The sequence below is a fragment of the Bacillus sp. BML-BC051 genome (genome assembly GCF_019656175.1).
Lineage (GTDB): Bacteria > Bacillota > Bacilli > Bacillales > Bacillaceae_G > Bacillus_A > Bacillus_A mobilis.
The window spans coordinates 1-24,007 of record NZ_BPLI01000013.1; the positions used below are offsets into that span (position 1 = coordinate 1).

Annotated in this window: 24 protein-coding genes, 1 pseudogene and 1 riboswitch; of the genes and pseudogenes, 10 read left to right on the top strand and 15 right to left on the bottom strand. The window is 35.2% G+C overall.

What is annotated here, in order from left to right; all coding sequences use genetic code 11:
* Nucleotides 1-358: 358 nt before the first annotated feature.
* A complete protein-coding gene (locus tag K5S59_RS05575) occupies nucleotides 359-1,660 on the top strand; it encodes an MFS transporter (protein ID WP_001183108.1) in 1,302 nt (433 codons plus the stop codon).
* Between the two features lie 14 nt (nucleotides 1,661-1,674).
* Here K5S59_RS05575 and K5S59_RS05580 read toward each other — a convergent pair whose 3' ends face one another.
* Nucleotides 1,675-2,457: a nucleotidyltransferase domain-containing protein gene (locus K5S59_RS05580; RefSeq protein ID WP_098258328.1), complete on the bottom strand. Its 783-nt coding sequence runs from the start codon at nucleotides 2,455-2,457 to the stop codon at nucleotides 1,675-1,677.
* A 120-nt stretch (nucleotides 2,458-2,577) separates the two neighbouring features.
* Nucleotides 2,578-3,687: a PRK06851 family protein gene (locus tag K5S59_RS05585; RefSeq protein WP_098258329.1), complete on the bottom strand. Its 1,110-nt coding sequence runs from the start codon at nucleotides 3,685-3,687 to the stop codon at nucleotides 2,578-2,580.
* A gap of 149 nt (nucleotides 3,688-3,836) precedes the next feature.
* Nucleotides 3,837-3,949, top strand: a riboswitch (SAM riboswitch).
* Nucleotides 3,950-4,034: 85 nt separating this feature from the next.
* On the opposite strand from K5S59_RS05585, the gene K5S59_RS05590 reads away from it, so the two are divergent.
* A complete protein-coding gene (locus K5S59_RS05590) occupies nucleotides 4,035-4,667 on the top strand; it encodes a cyclase family protein (protein ID WP_098258330.1) in 633 nt (210 codons plus the stop codon).
* A gap of 27 nt (nucleotides 4,668-4,694) precedes the next feature.
* On the opposite strand, the gene K5S59_RS05595 is transcribed toward K5S59_RS05590, so the two are convergent.
* The 7 genes and pseudogenes from K5S59_RS05595 to K5S59_RS05625 all read right to left on the bottom strand — a co-directional run bounded on the left by K5S59_RS05595 (nucleotide 4,695) and on the right by K5S59_RS05625 (nucleotide 9,579).
* Nucleotides 4,695-5,075, bottom strand: a complete 381-nt coding sequence (locus tag K5S59_RS05595; RefSeq protein WP_098872608.1) for a hypothetical protein — start codon at nucleotides 5,073-5,075, stop codon at nucleotides 4,695-4,697.
* A 224-nt stretch (nucleotides 5,076-5,299) separates the two neighbouring features.
* Nucleotides 5,300-5,627 (bottom strand): annotated as a pseudogene (locus K5S59_RS05600) (ATP-binding protein); the annotation flags it as partial.
* A 146-nt stretch (nucleotides 5,628-5,773) separates the two neighbouring features.
* Entirely contained in the window at nucleotides 5,774-7,039 is a 1,266-nt protein-coding gene (locus K5S59_RS05605) for an S-adenosylmethionine decarboxylase related protein (RefSeq protein WP_098872609.1), read from the bottom strand.
* Nucleotides 7,040-7,276: 237 nt separating this feature from the next.
* Nucleotides 7,277-7,945, bottom strand: a complete 669-nt coding sequence (locus K5S59_RS05610) for an LSm family protein (protein ID WP_098872610.1) — start codon at nucleotides 7,943-7,945, stop codon at nucleotides 7,277-7,279.
* 163 nt (nucleotides 7,946-8,108) lie between these two features.
* Complete coding sequence (locus tag K5S59_RS05615) at nucleotides 8,109-8,558, bottom strand: PI-PLC domain-containing protein (protein ID WP_063262205.1); 450 nt, start codon at nucleotides 8,556-8,558, stop codon at nucleotides 8,109-8,111.
* A 20-nt stretch (nucleotides 8,559-8,578) separates the two neighbouring features.
* Nucleotides 8,579-9,103: a spore coat protein gene (locus K5S59_RS05620; protein ID WP_098872611.1), complete on the bottom strand. Its 525-nt coding sequence runs from the start codon at nucleotides 9,101-9,103 to the stop codon at nucleotides 8,579-8,581.
* Between the two features lie 236 nt (nucleotides 9,104-9,339).
* Nucleotides 9,340-9,579 carry a helix-turn-helix domain-containing protein gene (locus tag K5S59_RS05625; RefSeq protein WP_000993176.1) on the bottom strand — a complete coding sequence of 80 codons (240 nt, stop codon included), beginning with the start codon at nucleotides 9,577-9,579 and terminating at the stop codon, nucleotides 9,340-9,342.
* A 179-nt stretch (nucleotides 9,580-9,758) separates the two neighbouring features.
* Between K5S59_RS05625 and K5S59_RS05630 the strand changes: the two genes are divergently transcribed.
* Complete coding sequence (locus tag K5S59_RS05630) at nucleotides 9,759-10,127, top strand: hypothetical protein (protein WP_097844138.1); 369 nt, start codon at nucleotides 9,759-9,761, stop codon at nucleotides 10,125-10,127.
* Nucleotides 10,128-10,321: 194 nt separating this feature from the next.
* On the opposite strand, the gene K5S59_RS05635 is transcribed toward K5S59_RS05630, so the two are convergent.
* Nucleotides 10,322-11,371 carry an NAD(P)/FAD-dependent oxidoreductase gene (locus K5S59_RS05635; RefSeq protein ID WP_001078271.1) on the bottom strand — a complete coding sequence of 350 codons (1,050 nt, stop codon included), beginning with the start codon at nucleotides 11,369-11,371 and terminating at the stop codon, nucleotides 10,322-10,324.
* Between the two features lie 332 nt (nucleotides 11,372-11,703).
* Between K5S59_RS05635 and K5S59_RS05640 the strand changes: the two genes are divergently transcribed.
* The 5 genes from K5S59_RS05640 to K5S59_RS05660 all read left to right on the top strand — a co-directional run bounded on the left by K5S59_RS05640 (nucleotide 11,704) and on the right by K5S59_RS05660 (nucleotide 15,952).
* Complete coding sequence (locus tag K5S59_RS05640; RefSeq protein ID WP_000732586.1) at nucleotides 11,704-12,621, top strand: iron-hydroxamate ABC transporter substrate-binding protein; 918 nt, start codon at nucleotides 11,704-11,706, stop codon at nucleotides 12,619-12,621.
* A gap of 48 nt (nucleotides 12,622-12,669) precedes the next feature.
* On the top strand, nucleotides 12,670-13,710 hold the full coding sequence (locus K5S59_RS05645; protein WP_002070316.1) for a FecCD family ABC transporter permease: 1,041 nt from the start codon (nucleotides 12,670-12,672) through the stop codon (nucleotides 13,708-13,710).
* On the top strand, nucleotides 13,707-14,714 hold the full coding sequence (locus K5S59_RS05650) for a FecCD family ABC transporter permease (protein ID WP_098258332.1): 1,008 nt from the start codon (nucleotides 13,707-13,709) through the stop codon (nucleotides 14,712-14,714). The genes K5S59_RS05645 and K5S59_RS05650 overlap by 4 nt, the downstream gene beginning before the upstream one ends.
* A 330-nt stretch (nucleotides 14,715-15,044) precedes the next feature.
* A complete protein-coding gene (locus K5S59_RS05655; RefSeq protein ID WP_098239720.1) occupies nucleotides 15,045-15,761 on the top strand; it encodes a hypothetical protein in 717 nt (238 codons plus the stop codon).
* Between the two features lie 20 nt (nucleotides 15,762-15,781).
* Entirely contained in the window at nucleotides 15,782-15,952 is a 171-nt protein-coding gene (locus K5S59_RS05660; RefSeq protein WP_162937124.1) for a hypothetical protein, read from the top strand.
* A gap of 181 nt (nucleotides 15,953-16,133) precedes the next feature.
* On the opposite strand, the gene K5S59_RS05665 is transcribed toward K5S59_RS05660, so the two are convergent.
* Genes K5S59_RS05665 through mtnK form a run of 3 tightly spaced genes read right to left on the bottom strand, consistent with a single transcriptional unit; the run spans nucleotide 16,134 to nucleotide 19,115 of the window.
* On the bottom strand, nucleotides 16,134-16,775 hold the full coding sequence (locus tag K5S59_RS05665) for an L-fuculose-phosphate aldolase (protein ID WP_000926561.1): 642 nt from the start codon (nucleotides 16,773-16,775) through the stop codon (nucleotides 16,134-16,136).
* 54 nt (nucleotides 16,776-16,829) lie between these two features.
* The gene (gene mtnA / locus K5S59_RS05670; protein WP_120449409.1) at nucleotides 16,830-17,873 is read right to left on the bottom strand and encodes an S-methyl-5-thioribose-1-phosphate isomerase; all 1,044 of its coding nucleotides are present in this window, start codon (nucleotides 17,871-17,873) and stop codon (nucleotides 16,830-16,832) included.
* Between the two features lie 12 nt (nucleotides 17,874-17,885).
* Nucleotides 17,886-19,115, bottom strand: a complete 1,230-nt coding sequence (gene mtnK / locus K5S59_RS05675) for an S-methyl-5-thioribose kinase (RefSeq protein ID WP_212981669.1) — start codon at nucleotides 19,113-19,115, stop codon at nucleotides 17,886-17,888.
* Nucleotides 19,116-19,695: 580 nt separating this feature from the next.
* Here mtnK and ahpC point away from each other — a divergent pair.
* Nucleotides 19,696-20,259 carry an alkyl hydroperoxide reductase subunit C gene (gene ahpC / locus K5S59_RS05680; RefSeq protein ID WP_000924420.1) on the top strand — a complete coding sequence of 188 codons (564 nt, stop codon included), beginning with the start codon at nucleotides 19,696-19,698 and terminating at the stop codon, nucleotides 20,257-20,259.
* 14 nt (nucleotides 20,260-20,273) lie between these two features.
* Nucleotides 20,274-21,800: an alkyl hydroperoxide reductase subunit F gene (gene ahpF, locus K5S59_RS05685; protein ID WP_000599495.1), complete on the top strand. Its 1,527-nt coding sequence runs from the start codon at nucleotides 20,274-20,276 to the stop codon at nucleotides 21,798-21,800.
* A 48-nt stretch (nucleotides 21,801-21,848) separates the two neighbouring features.
* On the opposite strand, the gene K5S59_RS05690 is transcribed toward ahpF, so the two are convergent.
* Nucleotides 21,849-22,457 (bottom strand): SAM-dependent methyltransferase, encoded by a 609-nt coding sequence (locus K5S59_RS05690; RefSeq protein WP_098872614.1) that lies wholly within the window; start codon nucleotides 22,455-22,457, stop codon nucleotides 21,849-21,851.
* Nucleotides 22,458-22,651: 194 nt separating this feature from the next.
* On the bottom strand, nucleotides 22,652-23,767 hold the full coding sequence (locus K5S59_RS05695) for a M20 peptidase aminoacylase family protein (RefSeq protein WP_087982264.1): 1,116 nt from the start codon (nucleotides 23,765-23,767) through the stop codon (nucleotides 22,652-22,654).
* Nucleotides 23,768-24,007 lie beyond the last annotated feature (240 nt).

A 24,007-nucleotide genomic window follows, 5' to 3' on the forward strand; every position in this document is an offset into this window, starting at 1 on the left:
TTCGGTTTAATTTTTTATATTATGCGATATAATTTAATTTGGTGTCAAGAGGTATTTTAAAAATAAATAGAGCGGCAAATTACTTGTATGAGATTATTACCCTACTGAATGAAAATACAAATCGATATAAAGTGAAACTTTAATCAGTGGGGGTTTTCTTCATCCCCCACTGATTATTAGTTGAACCAATCGGACTTTTATGGGCAGTTGATCCCCCACCTAACTTCTTTGCTTTCGCTGAATTTTGAGGTGGGGGTCTTACTGCCCATTAAAGCGGGATAAATTTCGACATAAGAAGATGAATTTTAACATTAAATAAAATAATATATTTATCTATAAATCAAAAGGAGTGAACATTATGCAACCTTCAGCTCCACCTCATCTAGAATCTACAGAAACTGTCTTTTCAAGCTCTATTACAAAACTTGTTGTTTTTATTTGTTGGCTAGCCATTCTAGCTGATGGATATGATTTAGGTATTTACGGTGCCGTTCTACCAAAACTCCTAGAAGACAAAAGCTGGGCACTTTCACCGACACACGCTGGTACAATTGCTAGCTATGCTTTATTTGGGATGTTTATTGGTGCTATTCTAGTTGGAACCATTACAGATCTAATTGGACGAAAATGGACACTTATATGCTGTTTAGCACTTTTTTCTATCACAATGGGTCTAGCTGCACTTGCTCCTTCCCCCGAATTATTTGGGCTATTTCGATTTATTGGAGGAATCGGATTAGGCGGTGTTATTCCAACAGCTTCAGCACTTACTGTTGAATATTCACCAAAAAAGCGACAATCTTTTATTTATGCTCTTATGTTTACTGGCTATCCTTTAGGGATCGTGTTAGGGGCTATTTTGTCTATGTTTATGTTAGAAGATTTCGGATGGAGAATTATGTTTGGCATCGGAATGATTCCACTGCTCCTCATTCCTTTCATCATTCGTTATTTACCTGAATCCATTCAATTTTTATTATCACGTAATCGCCAAGAAGAAGTGAACCAAATTCTTAATCGTTTTCAAATTGAATTCCATGAAAAAGATGAAATTCCTGAAACACCAGCTAATACACAAAAGAAAAACGGATTTCTTACTCTATTCTCAAAAGAATACATAAAAGCAACGCTACTTTTTTGGATTACTTATATAATGGGAATGTTTTTAATATACGGTTTAAATACTTGGTTACCCCAGATGATGCGCCAAGCAGGATACCCTCTTGGATCTAGTTTATCATTTCTACTTATGCTAAATATTACTGCCGCTATCGGTGCGTTATTTGCTGGAGCAATCGCGGATCGTATAGGAGCTAAAATTGTTATTAGCATCTCCTATCTTATGGCATCTATATGTATTGGACTATTAACAATTAAACCATCTGTTACAATCATCTATCTTTTAATTGGTCTTGCTGGAATTGGATCAGTCGGCATTACTCAAATATTAAATGCATATGTAACACAATACTTCCCATCCCATATCCGGGCTACTTCCTTAGGTTGGGGACTTGGACTTGGCCGAGTTGGTGCAATTGCTGGTCCTATTCTTGTCGGTATTATTATGACAATGCAATACGACTTAGCATGGAATTTTTACTTATTCTCATTTGCAGGTCTTCTTGCAGCTATATCCGTTTTCTTTATTCCTACAAAATAAAAAAGAGCACAAACTCACTTGTGCTCTTTTTCATATACTGCAAACAACATATCTCGAAACAATGTATTCAAACTCTCAATATCAATCCCTGATCCCTTTTCAATTCCTTTTACATATTGCTCATAGTAATGAATTTGTTCTTCTAAAAATTGGTTCAACACCTCAATTTTCAATCCAATATCTAATTCAGTACCTGCCTTTTTCTTTATTAACAACTGTCCAATTTCATCTAGTACACTACGTTCTAATGATAATTCTGTAATCAATCGATCGAATTCTACAGGAGGCAAAGTTGTTTTCTCCTCTAACCACTTACAAGCTAAAATAGGACGTAATACATAAAAGTACTTTTTCGATTTTACATTCTCACCTTGCAAAAATTCACGATAATTTTTTGAAGCCATATGTAAGTAATGATATATCGTTGCTTTTGGATCAAATTGCTTATCACTCATTTGCTGAAGCTGTTCTGGAAAATGAGTGTTTTTCGAATAAAAAATTGGTGATCGAATCCATTCAAGTAAAGCTGGGTTTGACTTTGCGAATAGTTGTAACGCCTTTTTAATATCCCATCCACTTATATCTAAATCATCACTAATCGGATACTCAATTACATCTCGTTTATCATGAATTGATAAATACCACTCTACCGGATGCATATAAACAAACCTAACATCATAATCGCTATCTTTCGATGGAAATCCCCAAGCACGACTCCCTGATTCTACCGCAAATAAAATTTTCACATCATTCTCTTGTTCAATTCTTTCTAACTCCGACCTAATTTTCTCTCTCATTTCATACCCTCTCCATTTTTTGATTATTTCCTTGGAAATTCGACAAATATATTACTAAGTTTACTACATACTAAAATAGCTGTCAGAAAATTCCCGACAGCCTGCCAAAGTTCCTTATTTTTACTTGTTCTTTTCTCTTACACTAACCGCAATTCGTTCAAACTCTTTTTGAATCTCCTCTTTGTATGCATCTACTTTTGAAAAATCCATAGCAGCAATATAAATTCGTTCTAATTTATCACGAACTGATTTCGCTTTCGCTAAGAAAGACATCGCCTCATTCATTTTTGCTTTATATTGAATCGACACGTCGCGAATTTCTGTCGCATACTTCTCATCTGTCCCTGGTGTCACGATCAGGGCATACATATCTATAACTTCATCACCTTCGCGACTCGGAAAATATTCATGTGGTGCGGTACTATCAAAAATGGCAAACCCTAACTCTCTTACGATAACCATATCAAGACTATTTGGATCAAATCCACAATGATATACTTCAACCGCAAAGCCTTTTTCTTCTGCTGCCTTAGCTAATTTTTTGAGCATTGTTGATTTCCCAGAGCCTGGGCGTCCTTTTATAAAATAACGATGTGGTAATCCTTCTGTTAAATTAGGAACAAAATCAACTGCTCCTTTTGGTGTAGCTGCTCCTAAAAAGCGATGTTTCACAAGCGATTGTTTCCCGCCTTTATCTGTAAATAGCTTCTGAATCAGCTGATCTGTTAGGTCATTTGCTTTATTAAAATCAATATTATTAATATATATTTTCTCCCACTCATCATGTATAATTAGCGCCTCTTGAAAACAAGCGTAAGCAGCTTGAAAAGCTTTGCTTGCTTCTGAAACAAATCGTTCAATTTCCACCTTCTGCTTTCTTAATTTATCTGAGTCCCAAGCAACTCCTAAATTAATATACTCCTCAACAACTCCTGGCATTTTCGGCTCGATAACATGGGGAGATGTTCCATCAACAATTCCTACTTTTAACTTCGGGATAATTACACCATCAACCGATTTATTATCGGAAGAACAATGTAAAAATTCAATATCATATCCTTTTTCAACCCATTCACGACCTATTGCCTTAATTAAAGAAGATTTCCCGGTTCCAGGACCACCCTTTAAAATAAATAATCTGTCTAACCCTTTCAAATTCTCATCATATAAATTATGAAATCCTCTAGCTGTATTTCCACCAGCGTAATAATTCAATACATTCCCTGTCACTGCACTCACTCCTTCGCAGCATTCTATTTACATAAGCTACAATATGCGAGTAACTTTATTTGGGTGAATACCTATTTTGTATTGCACGAAAAAAGGAAATGAATTACAATTTAAATACAATGAATATTCAGAACCAAAAATTTAATATGTCTTTATCAAGAGAGGCAGAGGGACCGGCCCTTTGACGCCCAGCAACCTCAGTTTATACAAACTGAATAGGTGCTAATTCCTGCAAAATGCATTGCATTTTGAAAGATAAAACGTAACTATTGTGTGCAAAACTCATCTTTCTTGATTATGAAAGGTGAGTTTTTTATATTTCAAAACATATATTGGAGGTATTTAAATTGAAAGTAATTGACCTATCACAAACATTTGAAAACAATATGTCCCAATTCCCTGGAACACCAAAAATCAATTTAGGAGCCATTACAAGCGTTGAAGAGACAGGCTATCAAGTTACAGATTTTCATTCTGTCGTTCATGTTGGCACGCATTGTGATGCTCCTGCGCATTTCATTTCAGGCGCAACGACTATTGATCAATTACCCCTAGATCAATTTATAGGCGAAGCTGTTCTTATTGATGTAACTCATGTACAAGAACGCAAACTACCTAAAGAAGTATTGCACAATGCTGACATAAAAGAAGGAGATATTGTTATTTTTCACTCCAATCTATCTACTAAATGGAACACAGAAGCGTATGAACAAGAAGCTTTTTATCTTTCTGAAGAATTAGCCGAGGAATTAGTTCAATTAAAAGTAAAATCGGTCGGCCTAGATTTCATTTCTCCTGATGAGGTAACGACAGAAACATCACCAATTCATCACATACTACTTGGGAATAATATTTATTTAATTGAAAACTTAACAAACTTAGATGCCATTCACACGAAACGTTTCTTTTTCTCAGCGGCACCTTTAAAAATTAAAGATAGCGACGGTGCTTTTGCAAGGGCATTCGCTGTAATTTTTTAAACAAACTATACAAAAAAGCAAAGGTCATCATTGACCTTTGCTTCTATTTTTTTTATTTAAACTAAGAAAGAATTGCTCAACACGAGGACGTAACCAAGCTAAATAATCTTTCTCTTTCTTCTTTGTACAAGCTATTTCTTCTCCATCTACCATTCCGACAAGCTCTAGCTCTAACAGTTGCCTCGTAAATGCTAACATATTTATTTCTTCGTCTGGATAATCTTCTTTTAATTTCTCCTCAATTTCTCCCAATAAAAAACCGTCACGCATCATTGCCAATGCATCAATCCAAAGTGGCGGCATTTCATATTTTTCTCCTGTAATTGTATCTTTTACAATATAATTCTTTTGCTCTTTTCGAAATTGAATCGTGTGCAAGCATACAGTCGAATTTAATGTTAATTCCATCATACCACCTCTTTCATAATATCTGCATAGAAAAAAGGATGCGCGTGCACCCCTTCTTTTCCTAACACTACCGAACCGTTACATGAATAACAAATCTCATGTCGATATTTTCCTCCATTATAAACGAAGTATTTTATAAAAAAAACCCTTCTTTAAACATTTTATAAAATGTTTATATTTACACAACAAGAACACTTTTCTGAAAAATATTTTCTTCTAGTACATTATACTGTCGGTAAAGAAATTTCCACTTTCGTTCCTATTCCCACGCTACTTTGAATCGCGATACTTCCTTGATGTTCCTTAATAATTTTATATGTAATCATTAACCCCAGTCCCGTACCATTCTCCTTTGTTGTATAAAAAGCCTTCCCCACCTTCTGGCATTGAGTCTATCCCGTTTTTAATAATATTTAATAACACTTATTTTACTTGTTTATCATCACCATTTATAACAGGTAGATTCCCATCTACTTGCAAATGAAATCTCACTCTATATTGCGCTGCATAACTTTCCATTAGTTGTACAACATATAAAAGGATTTCCTGTATCAAGCTTTTAAATTTGTTCATATAAATACTCCTTATGATCCATACAAAAACTCTACGTGTTATCTCCTTAAATTATTGCTTTCAGGGCAATATACAACCTTATCATACGAAAAGGAAGGAGATTTCTCCTTCCTTTTCGCTATAACTTATATCCATCTTACCCGATCATGTAGCAGACCATCCGTAAAATTATTATGTCCTATTACAAAATTATTCATATATAAATTTAGATATTCGCCGTACTTACTTTCTGTATTTAATAATAATTCCTCGACATAGTAAGCACCTTGTCCAAAGTGATCTAATAATAAACTGCACAGACCTGCATAAATCCCGCACCCTACTTGAAAGTAAGTTGCATTCGTTTTATATTTATGAAAAACTTGGCTACTATTCATTACATTGTACATATACGTCTCGCTATTTTCATAAACGAGTAGCACACCAACCAGGTCCTCCCCTGCAATCTCTTCTTCCGCTGGATTAAATACTTTACGATTCCAATTCCATAAATCTTCTACTCGATCTAAGTTCTGTCTAATTACATTGGTCGTATACTCATTAATTCGGTACAGAAAACCCACTTCCATATTGAAGTTTTTCCCTAAAATTAAAACTTCCTCATGTGGCATTAAACAACCATGAAACTCTTTCTCTCCTAACTTTACTTTATACTCTGAAGCATATACATCTTCATAAAAGTAAAGGGGACGATGATGACTCATATACATCGGATAGCTCCATATCGCTTCATCTAGAAATCGCTCTACTGCCCATGAAGCATAAAGTGTATGAGGCTTTATCAGTGCTGTATCATTCAAAAATGAAGTATCATGTTCCACTATATAGCATGCCCTTGGCTTTTCATTTGGTCGTTCCTTCATAAGTTCAACGACCATCCATTGCACAACACCTGGATTCATACCTGAGCCTATAATTGCTTTTGTATTTGTAAATTTCTCTTTCTCCTTCTCAAACCTCGTATATCTTTCCGTAAGCTGAAAACCGATTAAACTATCATCCTGATCTACTGCTTCATTTTCCAAAGCTGAATTAATATAACAAATTCCAAGTTCATTACAACAGCTTAATACTCTGATCGTATCTGCCCCCGAAACATCAATAACAACACCCGTACTTTTTTCTTTCAAATGTTGTTTGAATTTCACTACATCTTGAAGGTCGATTTCATATAAAAACAATTGATCTTTCAAATTCGGAAACAACTCATCATAATAAGTCCTATCTTTTTGTTTTATATCAACCAAATGAAATGTAACATTCTTTATCGATTCATAAATCGGGTCCTTTTCATTTACTATCGCTTGATTTAAAATGGCTAAAACTGCTTTTGCTGCTCCACCAGCACTACCAAGTAATGTAATCGATAACGAATTTGAAAACTGCTCCACAAACAAAACCCCTTTAATATAGTAGTTGAACAGTTCTCCCTCAAAAAAACAAATCGAATATATGAAAAAATGGCTCGTACATATTTTTTATAATTTTGCACAAGATTAGCTCTTCATAGATCAGGCTAACATATTTCTATTCAATTCATTTTTCCCCTCATATTCAAATCGAGCTAAACAAATAGGCTCGACCTTTTCTTCTACATATAAAAGAAAAAGCCAGCCCTTTCAACGAATCTACGGACAATGGACAGATTTCACATGTTGAATATTCACATACATTTTTGCATCACGTGCTTTTAATATTTCAATATGCCCCTCATCAATCTTCGCCATTTTTCCGATTTTATTAGATTCCTCACCTAAATCAAACACCATGATTTTGCCAGCCATTTTAATAAGTTGCTCTTCAAATGTTCTAGCTAACGTAATATTTAACGGATTCACGGGGAGTTCATTTTTATTGAGGGCATAAGGGACTTGATTTTCTTTATACGGAATTAACCATTTCAAATGCTTTAAAGATATATATACTGTTTTATAAACTGGACTATAAAAAACAATATAATCGTTCATTACACTTGTAACATAACCATGTATTGGAGCATTTCCTGCTACATAAACTTCTGTAAAAATTCCTTTAGAAGTACTTAATACTTTTCTTAAAGAAATGGTAGGCGACTCCCTCTTAATTACAGAATCAACATCTGGTTTTAATATTTCTTCATCATGTGGTCTTAAAAATTTATAATATTGTACATGATATAAAGATATATATACGTAGTCTTGTCCATTGTAAAGAACAACAATATCATTTCCCACGTCTATTAATACACCTTTAAATCTTTTTTCACCGATTAATTTAACATATATATTTTCTCCAATACTTTTGTTTAACTCATTCATCTATATCCTCCTTCCTATAAATTTTTTGCTTTCCTATTTTTCATTTCAAAAAATAATCAGGGGCAATGTTCCGTCTGAATAGTAAGGACTTCCTTTTCGTACTATCCGAAATAAGAAATCGTTCTTCACCTTCAACCATAATGCCCCTCTTATTTATCAAACATTATTCTTCTTCATTCTTTTTACATTTAACTATTTGGCTCACACTCTTAATATGAGACTTAATTACATAAATAACTTCATCACAGTTTACTAGTGTAATACATTTAGCATGTACTTCGCTTAATAAACCTTCCACACATTCTGGACCGCCACGATTAATTTTTACCCACTTATACTTCAAGTCTTTTAATATATCTAAAAAAGTATCCTCATCAGAGCAGAAACATGAACTATAGCAATCGCCACATTTACTTTCTTTCACTTTCTTAACTAGACTCTTCACATGTTTCAACTGATAATACACTAATTCACCATGAGGTAATTGTAACGTTAGATAATCTTTTCCTAACGATACGAGCTCACCCACTCGACTTTCTGGTCCACGAAGGTTTACCTTTACAGTCTCACCAACTAAACATTTAATTTGGTCACAGCATAATACGTTCTCCAATTTTGTATCCCCCTTTCTTATTATCTTCCTCTACTTGATTGTCTTTGTGCACGAGCGCGACCTGAATTATTGCTACTACTTTCTTTACTGCTACTATCGTCGCTCTCATCGCTCTCTCCGCATGCTAAAGCATTATAGTTAACGCTTTTAATATGCTTTATTGCAACTAATATAATTTCTTCTTTTACGATCAATGTCACGAAATCACAAGAAACATCTTGTAAGATACCTTCTACTTTCTCTGGACCACCGCGATTAATTTTCACCCAGCAATATTTGAAGCTTTGAAGTAGTGCTTCAAAGTCTTCTGCACATGCGCAATCTTCCCAATCGCAATCACTTGATCCACAGTCTTTCGCATTTTTTGTAATACTTTTTAGATGATTAAGTTGATAGTAATACAGTTCACCTTTTTCATTCTGCAATACGAAGTAGTCCGAACATACTGATATTATTGTTCCTTTTTGAGATTCTGGACCACCCCTGTTTACTCTCACAAAAGATCCAATTAAGTCTTTCAAAAAATCCCAATGAAATAAACTCACGAGAAAACCCCTTCCATTAATTTATAAGCTTTTGCACTGATAGTATATGTATCTGTACAGGTTACGTTCTCTATGTTTGTCCTAACTAGAAAAAAATATGCTTTTAACATGGTAGACTACTACCTATCAATATTCGAAGAAATGCTAAAAGCTCCTTAGGCTTTTGATATCTTTAAACAAAAAAATCCCGTATGGATATACATTTCTGCATATCTTCATACGGGATTTCCCATCGTTTAATCTTCGTCTTTAACATCCATATCTTCTGGAATTGGTTCGTTTAATATTTCTTCCACTAATTGCTTATATTTTTCCATTTGTTCTAAATGTGTATTGAATTGTTCTTTATTTAATAAATATTGCTCTCCATCAAATAGCGCACGAATTTTCTTTTGCTGAATTAGCTCTTCAATATACGACTTTGGTAAATTCAAATACTCCGCAGCTTCTTCTACTGTTATATACAACGCGTTCATTCCTTTATTGTTTTTTCCTATATACTGTATCTTACTTTATTTTTGTAAACAAATAAAAAAGATTTTGTAAATGCAATTTAAAAAGAAGGTGGATGCATTCCATTTATTGTATAATAATATAGTAAGGATTTTTTAAATATAGAATGGTATTACCCATTTACACAAAGGAGAGTTAACATATGGCTACTCGTCACATCATTACAATGTTAGAAAAAACATTACAGGCTGAAACAGAAAACACAATTTCTCATTTAACTACATCTTTATCTGATCGTATTCTTTCTCAAAGCACAGCAATACATGAAAACAATTGTTACCATACAATTAGGGAGTGGTACAAAAATCATTTCTTATTCCAACAAGATGATTTCCTTTGGGCTAAATACGCTTTCTATGACGCATATTGTGAAGCTATAAAGGAACAAGGACATCTTACAAAGCGCGTCCGTCAAATATTAGAATCATTAGCTCGCATGCATGGCAAACAGTACATTGCTTCTATATTAAATATGCCATTTCCTAACGAACGAGCTAAAGGGACAGCATAATGTAATACTGTTCTGCGTCAGCAAAACATAGATTCATTGTTTTCTAGGCAGATTTACAAATAAAACGTTCATTCCACATGAACTAATGAAACCGGTGTCATTATAATGATTGAAAATATAGTAAACAGGAAAACCCCCATTTGCCTCTCTTATCATTCGAATAGAGAAGTAAATGGGGGTATACTTGTTTTTTATTATTTCATCATCTGCTTGATCAATTCACGATTTCTCTTCTTAAATACTTCATTATGCGAAGAAACCATTCCATACTCGCTTGCATCTGGCTGAATAAATTGTTTCGCTTTATTTACAGCATTTCCAGCATCTTGGAATGCTCCCGCAATTAAGTGTAATTTCCCTTCATGCTTTAAAATGTCTCCCGCAGCATATAATCCATCTACTGAAGACTCGCTATTTGCATTCCCTGCAATATAATAATTATCTATAATTGCAACGTCTAATTCACTATTTTCTAATAATGTAATGTCACGCTCATATCCATGGTTAATAATCACTTCCTCAATAGGCAAATGGGCAACTTCACCTGTCTCGTGATTTGTTAATTCTACATATTCAATCGCTTCATGATTATCACCAGCAATTAATTTTGTAATAGAGGTATTAAAGAAACACTCCGCTGAGCTATTCATAAGTTGCTTCACTTGTGCTTCATGACCAGATAATTCTTCTTTTCTATATGTTAAATAAACTTTTTTCGCAATTGGTTCTAACTCATTTGCCCAATCAATTGCGGAGTTACCTCCGCCTGAAATAATGACCGTTTTATCTTTGAAACGTTTTAACGATTTAACTGTATAATTTAAATTTGATACTTCAAATCGCTCCGCACCTTCTATTGATAACTTTTGTGGATTTAATATACCACTTCCAGTTGCAACGATCACTGTTTTTGAAAAATGTTCTTCTCCAGTACTTGTTTTTAACGTGAAAATACCATCTTTATTACGAATAATTGATTCTATCTTTGTATTCAATACAACTTCCGGCTGAAATGTTAACCCTTGTTGTACAAGTTGCTCAATTAACTTTTCACCAGTAACCGGTAATAATCCGCCAATATCCCAAATCATTTTCTCCGGATAAACATGTATTTTTCCACCTAACTGTGGTTGAAATTCTATTATTTTTGTTTTCATCTCTCTGAGTCCACTATAAAAAGCTGAATAAAGCCCTGCAGGTCCCCCGCCTATCACGGTTACATCAAACAATTCTTCTCTATTCATTAACCTTCACTCCTCAGCTACTAATCATTGATTATCATTCTCAATAAAATATAACCTGTTTCCGCAAATTTTACAATCAAAATTACTATTGACAATACACCTATATAAAATTATATTATTTAAAGAATCAATAGTGATAATCATTATCAATTTGTTAATAATTAGCAAATTTGAGATTACATCTTCTTTTATTAATATGGTTAATACTATATTACAAAATCTCATATTCAAGATTTTTAATGAACATTTTGCATTACCACTACTCATTCAAAAAGATCGCAGTTAAACAAATTATTGTATACACATATCATCTATGTTAAAGGAGAAAGACGATGAAAAAGTTATTTATTTCACTAACAGTTCTTTTCGTTCTTGTTATGAGTGCTTGTAGCAATGGCTCTACAGACAAAAAGAACGATGCAAAAGGCAGTAAATCAGAAACAATTACATACCGATCTGAAAATGGTAAAGTAGAAGTTCCCGCAAACCCAAAACGTGTTGTTGTTTTATCATCATTCGCTGGTAACGTAATGTCATTAGATGTAAATCTTGTTGGGGTAGATTCATGGTCTAAACAAAACCCACGTTTTGATAGCAAACTTAAAGATGTTGCTGAAGTATCAGATGAAAACGTTGAAAAAATCGCTGAACTAAATCCAGATTTAATCATTGGTTTATCAAATATTAAAAATGTTGATAAGTTAAAGAAAATCGCTCCTACTGTAACATACACTTACGGAAAAGTTGATTACTTAACACAGCATTTAGAAATCGGTAAGTTATTAAACAAAGAAAAAGAAGCAAAAACTTGGGTTGATGACTTCAAGAAACGTGCACAAGACGCTGGTAAAGAAATTAAAGCAAAAATCGGTGAAGATGCAACAGTTTCTGTTGTAGAAAACTTCAACAAACAGCTTTATGTATACGGCGAAAACTGGGGCCGTGGAACAGAAATTCTGTACCAAGAAATGAAATTAAAAATGCCTGAAAAAGTAAAAGAAAAAGCATTAAAAGAAGGTTACTACGCATTATCTACTGAGGTATTACCTGAGTTTGCTGGTGATTACTTAATCGTAAGTAAAAACAAAGATACTGATAACTCATTCCAAGAGACAGAATCATATAAAAACATCCCAGCAGTAAAAAATAATCGCGTATACGAAGCAAACATGATGGAATTCTATTTCAATGATCCACTTACATTAGATTTCCAACTAGACTTCTTCAAGAAGAGCTTTCTTGGTAAATAATACAAACATGAGGAATTCTTAAATTAAGAATTCCTCTTCCTTTATTCTATGAACAGAAAAGATGTGAAACGAATGACAAAAGATCACGACAATCCACGTTCTATAGCTTTTACATACAAACTCATTTTGAGCATAATTGCATTCTTTCTTATTTTTATGGTGGCAATGGTATTAGGGGCTGCAGATACTTCAATAAAAGATGTATGGTTAGCACTCACTTCCTCCGCTAAAGGGGACAAACTATCTATTATTCGCGAAATTCGTTTACCACGTGAAGTAGCTGCTATTTTTGTAGGAGCTGGACTTGCTGTTTCTGGGGCAATTATGCAAGGATTAACACGAAACCCACTTGCAGACCCTGGATTATTAGGGCTATCTGGTGGAGCAAATGCTGCACTTGCGTTAACGCTAGCCTTTAACCCTTCCATTAGCTATCTTTACTTAACATTTGCTTGCTTTATCGGTGCTGCAATTGGCGCAATTATGGTATTTGGCATTGGCATGGTGAAAAAAGGCGGACTTTCTCCTCTTCGAATTGTATTAGCAGGGGCTGCCGTTTCAGCATTTTTGCTTGCAATTTCAGAAGGTGTCGGCATTTATTTTAAAATTTCACAAGAGGTATCACTTTGGACTGCTGGGGGCGTAATTGGAACAACTTGGGGCCAATTAAAAATTATTATTCCAGTCATTTCAATTAGTATCTTTATCGCTATCTTATTTGCAAGAAAATTGACAGTACTTAGTTTCAGTGAAGAAGTTGCTGTTGGGCTAGGTCAAAAAATTATTGTTATTAAAACCATTCTCTTTATCATTATTATCTTACTTGCTGGTGCTTCTGTAGCTCTTGTCGGAAATATGGCATTTATCGGTTTAATGGTGCCTCATATGGTACGTCCAATTGTTGGGCCGGACTACCGATTTGTTATACCGATGTCAGCAATTGCTGGAGCTTCCTTTATGCTACTTGCAGATACAGTCGGACGTACTATTAACGCTCCGTACGAAACACCAGTTGCCGCTATTGTCGCAATTGTTGGACTGCCATTCTTCCTATTCGTTGTACGTAAAGGAGGAAAAACATTCTCATGATGCAATCTATTCTAAGAAAACAACGTCTTATTATACTCGCCTTACTAATACTGACCATCACCACCATTGTAGTTGGAATGGGACTTGGTTCAGCATCTTTATCTTATGATCGACTACTCCCAACATTAATGGGACAAGGGACTTTTAAAGAGGAGTTTGTTTTATACTCTTTACGACTACCTAGAATTGTTATTACATTATTAGCTGGTATGGCTCTCGCTTTATCAGGTGCTATCCTGCAAGGTATTACCCGAAATGATTTAGCGGAACCTGGTATTCTCGGAATCAACTCCGGGGCTGGTGTTGCTGTTGCTATTTTCTTTTTATACTTTCCAATAGATGTAGGTTCATTTCTTTACTTACTACCTGTTGTTGGATTTATCGGCGCATTTCTGACAGCTGTTCTAATTTACGTATTTTCTTATAGTAAATCAACTGGACTTCAACCAATCCGACTAACATTAACTGGTATTGGTTTTTCATTTGCACTATCTGGAATGATGATTGTCCTTATTTCATCCGCTGATCGTATGAAAGTGGACTTTATCGCCAAATGGATTGCCGGAAATATTTGGGGAGATGACTGGGTCTTCGTTTTAGCAATGCTCCCATGGTTAATCGTATTAATTCCGTTCGTTTTCTATAAAGCAAATCGATTAAACATTCTAGCATTAAACGAACCAGTCGCAATCGGCGTTGGAATTGAAATTGAAAAAGAACGCCGATACTTATTAGTTGCAGCCGTTGCGCTTGCTGCTGCAGCTGTTTCCGTAACAGGAGGAATTAGCTTTGTCGGACTAATGGCTCCTCATATCGCAAAATCTTTAGTAGGTCCAAGACATCAAATTTTCATGCCGATTTCTCTTTTAATCGGCGGATGGCTATTGTTATTAGCAGACACAATTGGCCGAAACATCGTTGAACCTAATGGCATCCCAGCAGGTATTGTTGTTGCTTTAATTGGCGCTCCTTACTTTATGTATTTGTTGCTTAAAAAGGCGTAAGAAACACCCTCAAGATTTTTTCTTGAGGGTGTTTCTTTATACTCATTTACAATGTTAGAGTTATTATCTGCTTGCTCTTATACATATCGATGAGCCCAGCCAAAGTAAATAAACACTGTCTCTTGTTATATATAATAATCACACTATCCATCAAAATTATAATCGTCATATACTTCAATAATTGATACAACTCATTCTCAATTAATGCCTTACTTATTACATTCAACAGTAAAAATATACTGTTTTTTTACTTTATATGGTAGAAATAATCTTACAAATAATATATTATTATATAGTGCTTTTATTATATTAAAGGAGGAATACTCTTACATGGAGGCTTTTTTAGGTTTAACATCTTTAATTGGTATTATTGTATGCTTAATCATGGTTATAATATCAATGATTAAAAAGAACAATCAAACTAAACAGTGGTTAAAGTATATGGGACTATGTTTTGGAATACTCTTCATTACTGTTGCCTTAGGATCAAATAATTCGTCAAACTCTAGCGATACACCAGTTAAAGCTTCTGAGGACCCTAAAGATAGTGTCAAAAACAATACAACAAACACAAAAAATCCTCAAGTAGATACATATAAACAATACCTATCATCTTTACCTGGGCAACATTCTTCTCTAAATAAAACTAGCAGTACATTTATTAATGGGCATTTGAATTTATTTCCAGCAAAAGTAGATGCCGATGTAAATGCAACTAAAAGCTTAATTGATCATTCAATCAGTTATAAACATTTAGATAAGAATATAACACCTTACTTGGAAAAATTAATAACTATTAATGGAACCGTAGTAGAAATTAAAGAAGACCTCTTCAATAATGAAACATTTACCTATGTTCACATACTAACTGATGATTTCGAAAGCTTCCAACTTATATTTTCAGGTAATTTAAAGGATATATTTAAAGACTCTTATGTAACAGCAGTCGGATTGCCTCTTTCTACAAATGCTTTTGATAATGTGAGTGGTGGTACTACACAAAGTATAATTTTATTAGGAAGTACTATCGATATTGCTGCACAATAAAACAACAGGAGGTAGATAAAATGAAAGCTATCGCTATTATTCTTATATTAATTGGTATTTTCGGTATATTAATGGGTGGCATGATGTTTGGAGATATCGGTATTGCCGCAATTATTGGTTCATTAGCAGCATTATTCTCTGGGATTGGTTTCTGGAAATTGGATTCTCAGCTAAAAAATATAACTAAATAATTACACTCCTAAAATAGCCGTGATTATATTTTCGCTCACGGCTATTTTGATACATATTAATTAGTATTGAAAAGCATTTTCCAGTGAATCGATAATCTTAACCGATTAAATATTTATAAATAAAAAATCTCCTGCAATAGCCCCTCAATACTATTGCAGAAGAAAAACAATCTATAACTCTCTACTGCTGCCCATATCCTTCAAACTTCTTCGCCAAATTCGCCATCTCATCTTCTGGCAATAGCTTCGGCTCTCCGACGCTTTTCGTTTGATAATAAATTTGCGCACAAAACTCAATTTCTTCTGCAACAGTAAACGCCATTTTTATGTTATTTGCACCTGCAATTAAACCGTGGTTCTCAAGTAAAACGGCACGGCGATCGATCATGCCTTCAAAAGCAGCATCTGCTAATTGCTTCGTACCAAATGTTTCATACGGTGCACAGCGTACATTCGGGCCTGCGAAAGCAATTAAATATGATACAGCAGGAAGCTCCCACCCTAATGATGCAATTGTCTTCGCATAAGGTGAATGTGTATGCACAAGCGCATTTATATCTTCACGATTTCTATAATAAATAAGGTGCATATCGAGCTCGCTTGACGGTTTTCTCTCTCCCTCTACCACTTCACCATCTAAGTTTAATATAACTACATCTTCAGGTTTTGTTTCATAATACTCTAAACCACTTGGGCTAATCGCAACAAGACCTTGCTCGCGATTGAAAATACTAATATTGCCGCCTGTCCCCTTTGTTAAACCGCTAGAAATCATTTTCTTTCCATACGCTACAATTTCTTCTCTTTCTTTTTGTAATAACATATACATCCCCCTAAGTATGAAGCTTATGATGACTGACTTTTTAAATCTACCTACTTATTGAAATAGATTTTTTAAGTTCTCCGTAAACGGTGCTTTTACAATCCCTTTTTCCGTAATAATCGCTGTTACATTTTCATGTGGTGTGACATCAAATGCCGGATTATATACTTTACTTTCTTTTGGAGCAGAATATTGTCCGAAACGATTAATCACTTCAGAAGCATCTCTTTCCTCGATTGGAATTTCTTTTCCTGTCGGTGTTTTTAAGTCGATTGTCGGTGTTGGTGCTGCTACATAAAACGGAATGTTGTAGTATTTTGCTAAAATAGATACGCCTAATGTCCCAATTTTATTTGCTACATCACCGTTTGCTGCCACACGATCGCACCCAACGATTACCGCATCAATCTTCCCTTGTGACATGACCATAGCTGCCATGTTATCCGTAATGACTGTAACATCAATTCCCGCCCGCTGTAGTTCTAATGCTGTTAACGTTGAACCTTGTAATCTAGGGCGTGTTTCATCTGAATAGATTTTTAAGTCCCATCCTTTTTCTTTCGCTAAGTACATTGGAGCTGTTGCAGTACCATACTTAGTCGTCGCTAACGCACCAGCATTACAATGTGTTAATACTCCCATTCCATCATGGAATAATGTTAATGCATGTTCTCCGATTTGACGGTTAATTTCTTCATCTTCTCTATGAATCTCTTTTGCCTCTTCTAGTAATCTATCTTTCAACTGAGCGATTGATAAATGTGAGTTCTCTGCCGCGACTGCCTCCATTCTTTCAAGTGCCCAAAATAAGTTTACTGCTGTCGGTCTTGATGTTGCTAAGTATGCACATACCTTTTTTACTTCCTCTATCAATTCTTCCACTGTATTTTGAGTAACTTCCTTGGCTCCTAAATACACACCATAAGCTGCCGAAACACCAATCGCTGGCGCCCCTCTTACTTTCATTACTTGAATGGCATCCCACACACTTTCAGCTGTCTTGAAAGATTCATAGACAATCTCATTCGGTAGTAATGTTTGATCTAATAAAACTAAAGCATCATCTTTCCACTGAATTGGTATTAATTGTTCTTCCATCATCTTCTCCCCTTACTTCGCATAGTGCATTGACTGTTCTTTTAACGTTTCTACAAAGCTTGTGCCTGTTTTATATTGATTCGCCTGTAAAATGAATTTCTTCGCTACTTGAAGACAAATGCGTTCTGCTCTAGCACGTGCTTCCTCATTCTCAATACAAGTAATATCTTTTACTTTCGCTAGCCCAACAATACGACGAATTAACTCAAGGCCCGTCACTGCAGCTGTATCCTCTAATACAGATTGTAAATATACTTCGTTAAAGCCTTCTTCCTTCGCCATAATTTCTGTCACATGAATATTCCAAGCATCTAAAAACTTCTTCTTAAATAAATCAATTACCTCTACCATTGTCGATTGTAGCCAATCCATATACGTATCTTTCTCAGCACCGGGCGGCATGGTTGCATCTGCATTTACCCAAGCAAACATTAAATTCGCCATTACATTCCCAACGTCATATCCCATCGGTCCATAAAAAGCAAACTCAGGATCAATAACCTTTGTAGAATCATCTCTTACAAAAACAGAACCAGTATGTAAATCACCGTGAATAAGCGCCTGTGCATTCGTCATAAAAGAAAATTTAAGTTTTGCTACTTCCATACGAAGCTCTTTATCACTATAAATATGCTCTCTAATCCATCCTTCATTTAACGGAAACAACTCATTACGCTTATTATGATTTGTAAATGGCTCAGCGTATACGAGGTCCTCTGTAATCTCACATAATTCAGGATTTATATAATTTTTCACAAGCTCCTTCTTCTCTTTATGATTCATTACAACATCCGATGTTAATAAAAGTGTATTTACTAAAAAGGTCGTTAAATCATCCGCAAGCTTTGGAAACATTTGATGATTTATAAGTGCTGTACGCAATATTGCGTGATCCGATAAATCCTCCATCACGCAACAATTCATCACACTATCAAACAAAAACACCTCTGGAACAAGCCCAGGTGCTAACTCCTCCTCTAACTGCAAAACATCTGATTCTATACGAATACGATTCGTCGACAACTCAAACTCATCTGAAATCCTTGCTGTATGCCCAGCTTGCTTTACAATGACAGAAATATTCTTCTGTTCATCCCAAACGCGGAATACATAATTTAAATTACCATCGCCTATTTCTTTACACTGTAACCCCTTTGCATCCTCAAACTTACATAATTTCTCTTTCACATATACAATTACATCATTAGCTTCCATTAAAAAATACTTCGTGAACTTAGACATGGTTTCCCCTCCATACCAATTGTAAGCGTTTTCTAAAAGCTATAAAAAATAATAGGTTGAAATTTTTTCATCCTATATTATATCTTCTTTTTGAAAGGTATATCTAGATTTTATTATATCTTGTTAGCACCTTGAGTCAATGTTTCTATATCATTGCAATATACTTCCTAATTATATATTTGAGATGACAAAAATTGTTCAAAAAGATTCTAATTCATTTTATTTATCACACAATTCTTTGTAAAATAGAAATAAGCAATCCTTTTCAACTCCACAACTTCTAAGAAGTATTCTCTTCCTAACAATTTATACTTACACCATGTCTCTAACATACACACTACTCTTTTATATACTCATTGAAAATCGATTACATGAAAACTACCTTTTCATTCTCTAACAACCTTAATTGAGAATAAATATTAATTAAATTGATATAAAGTTGGTTTATTCTCTTGACAAAATAACCACTTCTATATGATAATTAATATCGAATTAGAATTATTATAGTTAATTAAAAAATATATTTTATGAGCACACTATTTTTTGATGCTCAAAACCAACATTTAGGAGGAATTTTAATATGTTATTAATCGGCACAGAAGTAAAACCGTTTAAAGCTAATGCTTACCATAATGGAGAATTTATCCAAGTTACTGACGAAAGTTTAAAAGGAAAATGGAGTGTAGTTTGTTTCTACCCAGCTGACTTCACATTCGTTTGCCCAACTGAACTTGAAGACTTACAAAACCAATATGCAACTCTAAAAGACTTAGGCGTTGAAGTATACTCTGTATCTACAGACACTCACTTCACTCACAAAGCATGGCACGATAGCTCAGAAACTATCGGCAAAATCGAATACATTATGATTGGTGACCCAACTCGCACAATCACTACAAACTTCAACGTTTTAATGGAAGAAGAAGGTCTTGCTGCTCGTGGTACATTCATCATCGATCCAGACGGCGTTATCCAATCTATGGAAATCAATGCTGACGGTATCGGCCGTGACGCAAGCATTCTTGTAAACAAAATTAAAGCAGCTCAATACGTACGTAACAACCCAGGTGAAGTTTGCCCAGCTAAATGGCAAGAGGGTTCTGCAACACTTAAACCAAGCCTTGACCTTGTAGGCAAAATCTAAGGAGTTCGATCAAAATGATACTAGATGCAGATATAAAAACACAACTATCCCAATACCTTCAGTTAATGGAGAACGATATTTTACTTAAAGTAAGCGCTGGAGACGATGACGTATCTAAAGATATGTTAGCTCTAGTAGACGAATTAGCTACTATGTCATCTAAGATTACAGTAGAAAAAGTTGAATTAGAGAGAACACCAAGCTTTAGCGTAAATCGCCCTGGTGAAGACACTGGTGTCGTATTCGCTGGTATTCCATTAGGACACGAATTTACTTCATTAGTGTTAGCTTTACTACAAGTAAGTGGACGCGCTCCAAAAGTTGAACAAAAATTAATCGATCAAATTAAAAGCATTCAAGGCGAATATCATTTTGAATCTTATATCAGCCTAAGTTGTCATAACTGTCCTGATGTTGTACAAGCTCTTAACGTAATGAGCGTTCTAAACTCTAGTATTACACATACTATGATTGATGGAGCTGCATTCAAAGAGGAAGTAGAAAGCAAAGACATTATGGCAGTACCAACAGTTTTCCTAAACGGCGAATCTTTCGGAAGCGGTCGTATGACTCTTGAAGAAATTTTAGCTAAAATGGGTAACGGTCCAGATGCATCAGAGCTTTCTGATAAAGATCCATACGATGTTCTTGTTGTTGGTGGCGGCCCTGCTGGTGCAAGTGCAGCAATTTATGCAGCACGTAAAGGCATCCGCACTGGTATCGTTGCTGAGCGCTTCGGTGGTCAAGTAATGGATACTATGGGTATTGAGAACTTCATCAGCGTAAAACGCACTGAAGGTCCTAAGCTAGTAGCAAGCCTTGAAGAGCACGTAAAAGAATACGACATCGATGTAATGAATCTACAACGTGCAAAACGTTTAGAGAAAAAAGAACTTATTGAAGTGGAACTTGAAAACGGCGCTATTCTGAAAAGTAAGAGCGTAATCGTTTCAACAGGTGCTCGCTGGCGTAACGTTGGCGTACCAGGTGAAGCTGAGTTCAAAAATAAAGGTGTAGCATACTGCCCACACTGTGACGGTCCATTATTCATTGGAAAAGACGTAGCAGTTATCGGTGGAGGTAACTCTGGTATTGAAGCAGCTATCGACTTAGCAGGTATTGTTAAGCACGTAACTGTTCTTGAATTCATGCCAGAATTAAAAGCTGATGCTGTATTACAAGAGCGTCTTAACAGCTTACCAAACGTAACTGTTCTGAAAAACGTTCAAACGAAAGAAATCACTGGTACTGATAAAGTAAACGGTATTTCTTACATCGATCGTGAAACTGAAGAAGTTCATCACGTTGAATTACAAGGTGTATTCGTACAAATCGGTCTTGTTCCAAACACAGACTGGTTAGGCGAAACAGTTGAACGCGCTCGCGGTGAAATCGTAACAGACAAGCACGGCGCTACCAACGTACCAGGAGTGTTTGCTGCAGGTGACTGTACAAATAATCCGTACAAACAAATCATCATCTCTATGGGTTCAGGTGCAAACGCAGCTTTAGGTGCATTTGATTACTTAATCCGTAACTAATTATATAGACGTGAGTAAAGAAAAGCAGGTGCCCAGGCACCTGCTTTTTTATAATCTTAATATATAAACTAAAAACCTCTCATTCCCATTCTTCTCATAAGCCCCAGGCAACCTTACTTCCCTCTTCAGCTCAAACGCAGTCTGATTCTCCAAGAAGAAAATATAATCTTCAGAAGGATAGTATAAAATAATATCCACTTCTCTCGCTGTTTCCTCTACCGAAAGTAAAATGTTATTTACTACGTTCATAAATACTTGTACAGAAAATGGATTGAAGAAATAAAACCGATTATCACGCGGATCAATCTCATATTCCTGCGCTAAACAACATTCAAACCCAATTTTATCCTTACTGTTTCTTACCTTTCTTGCATAGCGCTCTAGATTATCCATTGCTTCTTTATAAAACTCTTCATTCATTTCAATTCCAACCGCTGAAGCACCACACTTATGGTGCATGTAAAAGTTTAATCGTCCTTTTCCACATCCAAAGTCTACAACTCGGTCGCTACTTCTTATTTCATATTGATTTAATAGTTCATCTAATCCGTTATATGGCGTCGGTTCATAACGGTGATAATGCATAGATTTATTAAAGCCCTTTTGCTCACCGACAGTTTTTATATGTAATACAGCATCGTAATATTGTTCGTTCATTCGTCTGCTCCTATTAGAAAATGGTACTTATTATTATACACCATGTACTGGAGAGGAATTTCCCATGGAATTAATTGATACGTGAAATTATATCGACGATTTTCTGAATATATCTATCGTAACTTCAAATATATCGACGTTTCGACAAGAGATATCGACTTGCCGACAAATTCCTACAAAAAAACAGGAGCTATCTAGCCCCTGTCCTCTAATACTTTCCATACAGTTTGTTTTAATATTTCTACTCCATCCATAATACAACTATGATCGAACTTCATATACGGATGGTGTAATCCAGGTTGTAGGTTTGCCCCTAGTCCCAGCATGACAGCTTTTAAATGCGGTCTCTTCACTGTGTAGTAATGGAAATCATCGCTTCCTGTCGTATACAGTGGTCCAGTGCATCCCTCTTCCCCGTATACTTCAAGAATGCCTTTTCGCATAAAGCGCTCAGCTTCTTCTGAAACTTCAGCTCCTGGTGCGAGATCGATCCACTCATAAGATACTTTAGATCCCATTGATTCAGCCGACAGAATTACTCGCTCTATTTTTTGCTTCAATTCATTTAGTAATATGTTATTTTCTGCCCTTACATCTAAACTAAAATGCCCGTTACCAGGAATGATATTTAGATTATCCCCACCAGCTTGGCACCTTGTCATCTTCACTGAATATGAACTTTGCGGTGGTAGCCATATATTTTTTAAACCGATATTGATCATAGAAATGACATCAATTGCATTTATCCCTTGATGCGGGCGTGCCCCATGTGCATCATCTCCATGAATTGTTCCTTCTAAAAATCCTGCTGCTCCGTGACGAATAGATGGGGCAGCTTGTTTCAAAGGTAGTTCTTCAATAGGGCGCAAATGAACACCGAATAGGAAATCTGCATCATCCACGGCACCCTTCTCTACCATCTTTAAAGAACCATTTCCTTTTTCCTCTGCCGGCTGAAAAATAAATCTAACCGTTCCACTATCCCATCTCATATTTTTCAATTGTAAAATAAGCCCCATCACAATTGTCATATGAGCATCGTGACCACATGAATGATTCGCTTTAAACTCTCCGTCCACTTCTTGCCAAAGTGCATCCATATCGGCACGAATCGCAATAACTGGATTTCCGCTTCCAATTTCAGCAATCACACCTGGGCAATCATCAAATATTTTATATGAAATTCCTTCTTCTTTTAAAAAGTTAGTAATATACGCCGTCGTTTCATACTCTTTCCAACTCACTTCAGGGTTTTCATGTAAATGCTGAAAAATTTCAGTTAACCTCTCTTGTAGTTCTAATGTTTTCAAAGCTACATTCTCCTTCCCAAATTCCAAAACCATTCAGGTTAATTATACTTATGAAAAACAGATGTTTTTATGAACATATTGAATTTTAAGAAAAAAGTCAATTGTTTATTTTTTAAATATGATCGACAACTTATTTCCACTCACTTTATAACGATAGAACATTCCTTATTTTCTGTTTTTTATTGACGCTCATATCAGTTTTTAGTTATTATAATTTAATAACGTCTATTTTGCGACAAT